Annotated in this window: 6 protein-coding genes, 1 rRNA gene and 1 pseudogene; 5 read left to right on the forward strand and 3 right to left on the reverse strand. The window is 75.0% G+C overall.

Going from position 1 to position 7639, the window contains the following annotated elements; genetic code table 11:
• Positions 1-142: 142 nt before the first annotated feature.
• Positions 143-831 (reverse strand): annotated as a pseudogene (gene mtrA / locus GQS09_RS25625) (two-component system response regulator MtrA).
• Positions 832-1165: 334 nt separating this feature from the next.
• On the opposite strand from mtrA, the gene GQS09_RS25630 reads away from it, so the two are divergent.
• From GQS09_RS25630 to GQS09_RS25650, 5 genes are read left to right on the forward strand one after another with little or no spacing between them, the layout of a single operon-like run.
• Positions 1166-2389 carry a hypothetical protein gene (locus tag GQS09_RS25630; RefSeq protein ID WP_165989928.1) on the forward strand — a complete coding sequence of 408 codons (1224 nt, stop codon included), beginning with the start codon at positions 1166-1168 and terminating at the stop codon, positions 2387-2389.
• Between the two features lie 4 nt (positions 2390-2393).
• Positions 2394-3128: a DUF4129 domain-containing protein gene (locus GQS09_RS30495; RefSeq protein ID WP_165989929.1), complete on the forward strand. Its 735-nt coding sequence runs from the start codon at positions 2394-2396 to the stop codon at positions 3126-3128.
• Positions 3125-4474 (forward strand): DUF4350 domain-containing protein, encoded by a 1350-nt coding sequence (locus GQS09_RS25640; RefSeq protein ID WP_313896332.1) that lies wholly within the window; start codon positions 3125-3127, stop codon positions 4472-4474. The genes GQS09_RS30495 and GQS09_RS25640 overlap by 4 nt, the downstream gene beginning before the upstream one ends.
• Positions 4471-5478, forward strand: coding sequence for a MoxR family ATPase (locus tag GQS09_RS25645; protein ID WP_165989930.1), 1008 nt, complete (start codon positions 4471-4473; stop codon positions 5476-5478). Before GQS09_RS25640 ends, GQS09_RS25645 begins: the two co-directional genes overlap by 4 nt.
• Before the next feature lie 27 nt (positions 5479-5505).
• Complete coding sequence (locus tag GQS09_RS25650) at positions 5506-6816, forward strand: DUF58 domain-containing protein (protein WP_165989931.1); 1311 nt, start codon at positions 5506-5508, stop codon at positions 6814-6816.
• A gap of 40 nt (positions 6817-6856) precedes the next feature.
• Here the strand turns inward: GQS09_RS25650 and GQS09_RS25655 are convergent, their stop codons facing one another.
• Both GQS09_RS25655 and rrf read right to left on the reverse strand, forming a co-directional pair.
• Positions 6857-7462 carry a GNAT family N-acetyltransferase gene (locus GQS09_RS25655; protein WP_399552604.1) on the reverse strand — a complete coding sequence of 202 codons (606 nt, stop codon included), beginning with the start codon at positions 7460-7462 and terminating at the stop codon, positions 6857-6859.
• Between the two features lie 27 nt (positions 7463-7489).
• Positions 7490-7607: ribosomal RNA gene (gene rrf / locus GQS09_RS25660) — 5S ribosomal RNA — on the reverse strand.
• Positions 7608-7639 lie beyond the last annotated feature (32 nt).

The raw sequence follows: 7639 nt of genomic DNA on the forward strand, positions 1-7639 counted from the left end.
GCCCGCGGCCGCGGACGCCCCGGCGGCCGTCACTGCCGCGGCTCCGGCGACCGCGGAGGCACCGCTCGCGCCCCGCGGACCGGTGTCCCCCGCCGGTTCCGGCGCCCCGGCCGCCCCCGGCGCCACCGACGACTCCGTCACCTCAGCTCGAACCCGCCTTGTATCCCACGCCGCGCACGGTCACCACGATCTCCGGGTGCTCCGGGTCCCGCTCGATCTTGGAGCGCAGGCGCTGCACATGCACATTGACCAGGCGGGTGTCGGCCGCGTGCCGGTAGCCCCACACCTGCTCCAGCAGCACCTCCCGGGTGAACACCTGCCACGGCTTGCGCGCCAGCGCCACCAGCAGGTCGAACTCCAGGGGGGTGAGCTGGATGGTCTGGCTGCCCCGCTTCACGGAGTGCCCGGCCACGTCGATCACCAGGTCGCCGATGGCCAGCTGCTCCGGCGCGGGCTCCTCGGACCGCCGCAGCCGCGCCCGGATGCGGGCGATCAGTTCCTTGGGCTTGAACGGCTTGACGATGTAGTCGTCCGCGCCGGACTCCAGGCCGACCACCACGTCCACGGTGTCGNCACGGTGTCGCTCTTGGCGGTCAGCATCACGATCGGCACGCCCGACTCGGCGCGGATCAGCCGGCACACCTCGATGCCGTCCCGGCCGGGCAGCATCAGATCGAGCAGCACGAGATCGGGCTTGATCTCCCGGAACGCGGCCAGCGCCTTGTCACCGTCCGCGACGAACGACGGCTCGAAGCCCTCGCCGCGCAGCACGATGCCCAGCATCTCGGCCAGAGCGGTGTCGTCATCGACGACCAGAACGCGTCCCTTCATGCCTTCATCATCCCATTGCCTCTTCCGAACATGTGACCGGCAGTGATCCGGGTCACGAGGACGGCGTGCCCGGCCCCCGCAGGACACGCCCTGAGCTGCGGCAGAACCTCCGGCAGAACCGTCCTCCGGCCGGGGCCCGGCGGCCGGGCCGGCACGGCCGCTCCACCCGCGGCACCGCCCGGTGCCACGCCACCATGGCAGCCTAGGCCCCCGGCGGGCCGCCGTGCAGGGCCTTTGGCCCGCAGATGGGCCTGATCACCAATCGGCCTCCGCCGGGTACAAGGCGCGTGACCCATGGCACGATGGGCGGCAGGATCCCATACAAGGAGCGACGATGAGCGACCGCTGGACCTCGCCCGGGTCTCCTCAGCCGGAGGAAGACCCGAAGCAGCAGGGGTCCGCCGACGGGCCCCGGCTGGACAAGACGCCCCCGCAGGGCTGGAGCCAGAACCCGCCCCCCTCCGGCTGGGGCAGCCCCGGCACCCCCAGCGGCCCCGGGACCACGGGCGGCGGCACCGGCAACGGCGCGCCACCGCCGCAGTCCGGCTGGGGAGCGCCCGGCTGGGGCCCGCCCGCCGCGCCCAAGCCCGGCGTCATTCCGCTCCGCCCGCTGGGCGTGGGCGAGATCCTGGACGGCGCGGTCTCCACCGCGCGCGCCCACTGGCGCCCCGTGCTCGCCATCGCCCTGGCCATCTCGGTCGTGGTCCAGGTCGTCACGCTGCCCGCGATGCGCATCTTCCTCGGCCAGGAGTCCGACTTCGCGGTGCTGACGGAGAACACCGAACCGACCGCCGAGGAGCTGCGCGCGGCCTTCGCCGACCTGTTCGCCTTCACCTCCCTCACCGGGGTGGTCACCGTCCTCGGCACGGTGCTGGCGACCGCCATGCTCACCATGGTGGTCAGCCGCGCGGTGCTGGGCCGCGGCGTCACCGTGGGCGACGCCTGGGCCGACTCCCGCGACCAGATCCTGCGTCTGCTCGGCCTGGTCCTGCTGCTGCCGCTGATCGGCATCGCGATCGTGGCCGTCCCGCTGCTGCTGGCCTCCGCCACGGGCCTGCCCGCCCTCGTGGTGCTCGCCGGGCTGGGCTCGGTGGTGCTGATGCTGTGGATCCTGGTGCAGTTCTCGCTCGCCGCGCCCGCGCTGATGCTGGAGCGCCAGGGTGTGTTCCACGCCATGCGCCGCTCCTGGAAGCTGGTCACCGGCTCCTGGTGGCGGGTGTTCGGCATCCAGCTGCTCACCTTCATCCTGGTGTTTTTCGTCTCCGGCATGATCGAGCTGCCGATCGACCTCGTCGCCCGGCTGATCAGCGGCGACGAGGGCGATTTCCTCACCGGCTCGCTCGAACTGAGCTGGACCTACCTGGCCATCACCGGGATCGGCGGGGTGCTCTCCTCCACGGTCACCCTGCCGATCAGCGCCGGCGTCACCGCCCTGCTCTACATGGACCAGCGGATCCGCCGCGAGGCCCTGGACCTGGAACTGGCCCACGCCGCCGGCGTCGAAGGCCCCGCCGGTCCGGCAGGCCCGGCAGGCCCGGCCGCACCACCGCAGGGGTGAACGGATGGCGGAGCGCGTCATCCGCGCCGCACCCACCACCGACGGCGACGAGCCCCCGGTGGTCATCGACCGGGACGCCGCCCGCGAGGCCGCCCGGGACGAGCTGTCCGACGACGTCTACGCCGAGCACCGTCCCGGCCTGCTGCGCCGGATCAGCGACTGGGTCTACGACAACCTGCTCGACCCGGTGCTGACCGGCGCCCTCTCCACCCCCGGCGGCTGGCTGGGCCTGCTGCTGCTCGGCCTCGTCGTGCTGGCTCTGCTGTTCGCCCTGCGCAAGCGCCTCGGCGCGCTGAAGTCCGCCGCCTCCACCGCCCGCCCCGGCCTGCTCTCCGGCCCGCCGCGCAGCGCCGCCCAGCACCGCGCCGCCGCCGACGCCCACGCCGAGGCCGGCCGCTGGAACGAAGCCGTACAGGAACGCATGCGCGCCATCGTCCGCTCCCAGGAGGAACGCGCCCTGCTCGAACCCCGCCCCGGCCGCACCGCCGACGAGGCCGCCGACGAGGCCGCCCGCGCCCTCCCCGCCCTGGGCGCACCGCTGCGCGCCGCCGCCCGCACCTTCGACGACGTCACCTACGGCGGCGTCCCGGCCGGCCCGCAGGACCACGACCGGCTGCACCGCCTGGACGAGGAGCAGCGCCGCACCCGGCCGCGGCAGACCGGCGCCGGCACCGCCGCGGCCGGCACCTGGGCCGCACCGCACGACACCGGGGCACCGGCCGGCGGAGCACCACGGTGACCGCCCCGCCCGCCACCGCCCGCACCGGCACCGGCACCGACGCCCGGACCCCGGCCGGCGGAACGCCCCCCGCCGGCACCTCGGTCTCGCCCTCGGCCGCCGAACTGTTCCGCCGCGCCCGCGGACCGCTGCTCGGCCTGGCCGTCCTCGTGCTCGCCGGACTGGTGCTGGGCCTGCTGCGCAGCGGCGACGGCGGACGCCTCGACCCCCGCTCCCCCACCCCGGCCGGCACCCGCGCCGTGGCCCGGCTCCTCGCCGAGCGCGGCGTCGACACCACCGTGGTCACCACCACCGCCGAGGCCGCCGCATCCGTCGGCCCGGACACCACCCTGCTGGTCGCCGCACCCGAGCTCCTCGCCGCATCCCAGTGGGACACCCTCTACGGGGCGGCGGCCGGCAGCGGCGTGCGCACCGTCCTGCTCACCCCCACCCCGCCCGCCCTGGACCGCTTCGCGCCCGGGGTGACGATCGGCGGCTACGCCGATCCCGCGGAGCGCGAGCCCGGCTGCACCGACCAGGCCGCCCTCCGGGCCGGCAGCGCCCGCCTCGGCGGCTGGACCTACCGCACCGGACCGGGCACCGCCGCGTCCGTGGACCGGCTCAGCGGCTGCTACCGCGCCGACGGCCTGCCGACCCTGCTCACCCTCACCGGCGGCACCGCCCCCGAGGAGGGCGGCCCCGACGACGAGACCGTGCTGCTCGGAGCCTCCGACCCGCTCCAGAACCAGCACCTGGACGACCTCGGCAACGCCTCCCTGGCCCTGCAGCTCCTCGGCAGCCGCCCGCACCTGGTCTGGTACCTGCCCTCACCGGACGACGTCCCCACCGGCCCGGAAGGCGAACGCGAGGACCTGCCCTTCGCCCAGGGCGACGGCCTGCTCGGCCTGCTCCCCGCCGGCTGGCGCTGGGCCGCCCTGCAACTGGCCGTCGCCGCCGTCCTCGCCGCCCTGTGGCGGATGCGCCGCCTGGGCCCGGCCGTCACCGAACCCCTGCCCGTGGTGATCCGCGCCGCCGAGACCACCGAGGGCCGCGCCCGGCTCTACCACCGGGCGGGCGCCCGCGACCGGGCCGCCGAGGCGCTGCGCGACGCCACCCGCCACCGCATCGCCCCGCTGCTCGGCCTGACCACCGCCGACCGCCGGGACGCCGCCGCCCTGCCCGCCGCGGTCGCCGCCCGCACCGGCGACTCCCCGGCCGCGATCCACGACCTGCTGCACGGCCCCGCCCCGGCCGACGACCCCGCGCTGGTCCGCCTCGCCGACGACCTGGACGCCCTGGAACGCCGCCTCGGTCCGGCCGCCACCGCCGGGCCGACCGCCCCCGAACACCCACGAGGACACCCGTGAGCACCGACTTCACCGCCGACCACGCCGACCGCACGGGCGACGACACCGGACGAGCCGGCCACTCGCACACCGCCCTGGAGACCCTGCGCAGCGAGATCGGCAAGGCCGTCGTCGGCCAGGACGCCGCCGTCACCGGCCTGGTCATCGCCCTGCTCTGCCGCGGTCATGTGCTGCTCGAAGGCGTCCCCGGCGTCGCCAAGACCCTGCTGGTCCGCGCCCTGGCCACCGCCCTGGACGTGGACACCAAGCGCGTCCAGTTCACCCCCGACCTGATGCCCAGCGACGTCACCGGCTCACTCGTCTACGACGCGCGCACCGCCGAGTTCTCCTTCCAGGCCGGCCCCGTCTTCACCAACCTGCTGCTCGCCGACGAGATCAACCGCACCCCGCCCAAGACCCAGGCCTCCCTGCTGGAGGCCATGGAGGAACGCCAGGTGTCGGTGGACGGCAAGCCCCGCCCGCTGCCCGAGCCCTTCCTCGTCGCGGCCACCCAGAACCCCATCGAGTACGAGGGCACCTACCCCCTGCCCGAGGCGCAGCTCGACCGCTTCCTCCTCAAGCTGATCCTCTCCGTGCCCGGTCGCGACCAGGAGATCGACGTCCTCACCCGGCACGCCGCCGGCTTCGACCCGCGCGACCTGGCCGCCGCCGGCCTGCGCGCGGTGGCCGGCCCCGCCGACCTGGCCACCGCCCGCCGGGCCGTCGCCCGGGTCGGCATCTCCCCCGAGGTCACCGGCTACATCGTCGACCTGTGCCGCGCCACCCGGGAATCGCCCTCCCTCGCCCTCGGCGTCTCCCCGCGCGGCGCCACCGCCCTGCTCAGCACCTCCCGCGCCTGGGCCTGGCTCACCGGCCGCGACTACGTCACCCCCGACGACGTCAAGGCGCTCGCCCTGCCCACCCTGCGGCACCGGGTGCGGCTGCGCCCCGAGGCCGAGATGGAGGGCCACACCGCCGACCATGTGATCAACGGCCTGCTCGCCCAGGTCCCGGTCCCCCGCTGACCCGCCCCGGCACCCGCGGACACCGCCATGGCACTCACCGGACGCACCGCCCTCATCGCCGCCCTGGGCACCCTGGTCGTCGGCCTGCTGCTGCCCGGCTGGCACGGCATCGCCGCCGTCGGCCTGCCGCTGCTGGCCGCGGTCCTGGCCGACGTGGCCGCCGCCGCCCCGGTCCGCTCGCTGGCCCTGTCCCGCTCCGGCGCCACCTCCGTCCGACTGCACGAAGAGGCCGCCGTCACCCTCACCCTGGCCAACCCCTCCCGGCGTGCCCTGCGGGCCGACGTCCGGGACGCCTGGCCGCCCAGCGCCTGGCCGCGCGAGGCGGCCTGGGACGCCTCCCGGCACCGGGTCACCGTCCCGGCCGGAGAGCGCCGCCGCCTGACCACCGTGCTGCGCCCCACCCGGCGAGGGGACCGCACCGCCCTGCGGATCACCGTCCGCTCCTACGGCCCGCTCGGCCTCGCCGCCCGCCAGGGCTCGCACGCCGTGCCCTGGACGGTCCGCGTGCTGCCGCCCTTCACCAGCCGCAAGCACCTGCCCGCCAAGCTCGCCCGGCTCCGCGAGCTCGACGGCCGGACCACCGTCCTCCTCCGCGGCGAGGGCACCGAATTCGACTCCCTGCGCGACTACGTCCCCGGCGACGACGTCCGCTCCATCGACTGGCGGGCCACTGCCCGCCAGTCCACCGTGGCCGTGCGCACCTGGCGTCCGGAGCGCGACCGGCACCTGCTGCTGATCCTGGACACCGGGCGCACCTCGGCCGGCCGGGTCGGCGACGTGCCGCGGCTGGACGCCGCCATGGACGCGGCCCTGCTGCTGACCGCTCTCGCCTCGCACGCCGGTGACCGGGTCGACCTGATGGCCTACGACCGCCGGATCCGCGCCACCGTACGGGGACGGACCGGCAAGGACGTGCTGCCCGCGGTGGTCCAGTCGCTCTCCACGCTGGAACCCGCCCTGATCGAGACCGACACCCGCGGACTGGCGAGTGCCGCCCTGGACTCCGCCCCGCACCGCTCCCTGCTGGTCCTCTTCACCGGCCTGGACACGGGTCCCGTGGAGAGCGGACTGCTGCCCATGCTGCCGCGCCTGACGCGCCGCCACACCGTGCTGCTGGCCGCCGTGGGCGACCCCCGCATCCGCGAGATGGCCCGCACCCGGGGCACCGTGCCCGGCGTCTACGAGGCCGCGGCCGCCGCCACGCACGAGGCGGAACGCCGCCGTGCCATCGAGCGCATCCGGAGGATGGGCGTCACCGTCGTCGAGGCCCCGCCCGAGGAGCTTCCGCCGGCCGTCGCCGACGCCTACCTCGCCCTCAAAAGCGCCGGCCGCCTCTGACACGAGTCCCCCGGCCCTCCGGCACCGGCTCTCCCGCGGTCTAAGGCAGCACCCAGGTCTCCAGCACCGTCTGCGCCCCCTTGAACTCCCGCTCCTCGCGCTCCTCGGTCAGGACGAACCCGGCGGCCCGCGCCACGGCCGTGCTGGGCAGATTCCCGGGCTCTATGCGCAGCTCGATCCGCTCGAATCCCACCGCCCGGGCGTGCCCGGCCAGCAGCCTCAGCGCCCGCACCGCCAGTCCGCGCCGGCGGTGCCGGGGCCCGATCACATACCCCAGCTCGATCGCGTTTCCGTCCTCGGGATTCCGGAACATCACCACCCCGCCGAGCGCCTCGCCGCCGTCCACGGTGACCGCCAGATTCACTCCCTGCCCGCCGGCCCGCAGCGCCCGTGCCTTCACCACATAGGCCCGGGCGGCGTCCAGGTCGAAGGGCGAGGCCAGCGGCGTCCACCGGGCCACATCGGGATCGTCGAAGAGTTCCACCATGCCGGGGAGGTCCTCATCAGCCCACTGCCGCAGGTGAATGCCGTTTCCCACAAGCCGGAAATCCGGCGGCCAGAGAACCTCGGACTGGGACGGTGATGACATGACGACATCCTGCCCGACCTCACGGAAACAGCAAGAGGCCCCGTCAGGAATTCTCATTCCCGACGGGGCCTCTTCTCATGTTTTGTTCGGCGGCGTCCTACTCTCCCACACGGTCCCCCGTGCAGTACCATCGGCGCTGCAAGGCTTAGCTTCCGGGTTCGGAATGTAAACCGGGCGTTCCCCTCACGCTATGACCACCGAAACACTATGAACCACACCACCACACACACGCAC

The organism is Streptomyces sp. YIM 98790 (assembly GCF_011421595.1).
GTDB lineage: Bacteria > Actinomycetota > Actinomycetes > Streptomycetales > Streptomycetaceae > Streptomyces.

Bases quoted from the DNA above. Each gene is read 5' to 3' on its own strand.
- GQS09_RS25630 (WP_165989928.1), top strand. From the start codon at position 1,166: ATGAGCGACCGCTGGACCTCGCCCGGGTCTCCTCAGCCGGAGGAAGAC.
- GQS09_RS30495 (WP_165989929.1), top strand. From the start codon at position 2,394: ATGGCGGAGCGCGTCATCCGCGCCGCACCCACCACCGACGGCGACGAG.
- GQS09_RS25650 (WP_165989931.1), top strand. From the start codon at position 5,506: ATGGCACTCACCGGACGCACCGCCCTCATCGCCGCCCTGGGCACCCTG.
- GQS09_RS25655 (WP_399552604.1), bottom strand. From the start codon at position 7,462: ATGAGAATTCCTGACGGGGCCTCTTGCTGTTTCCGTGAGGTCGGGCAG.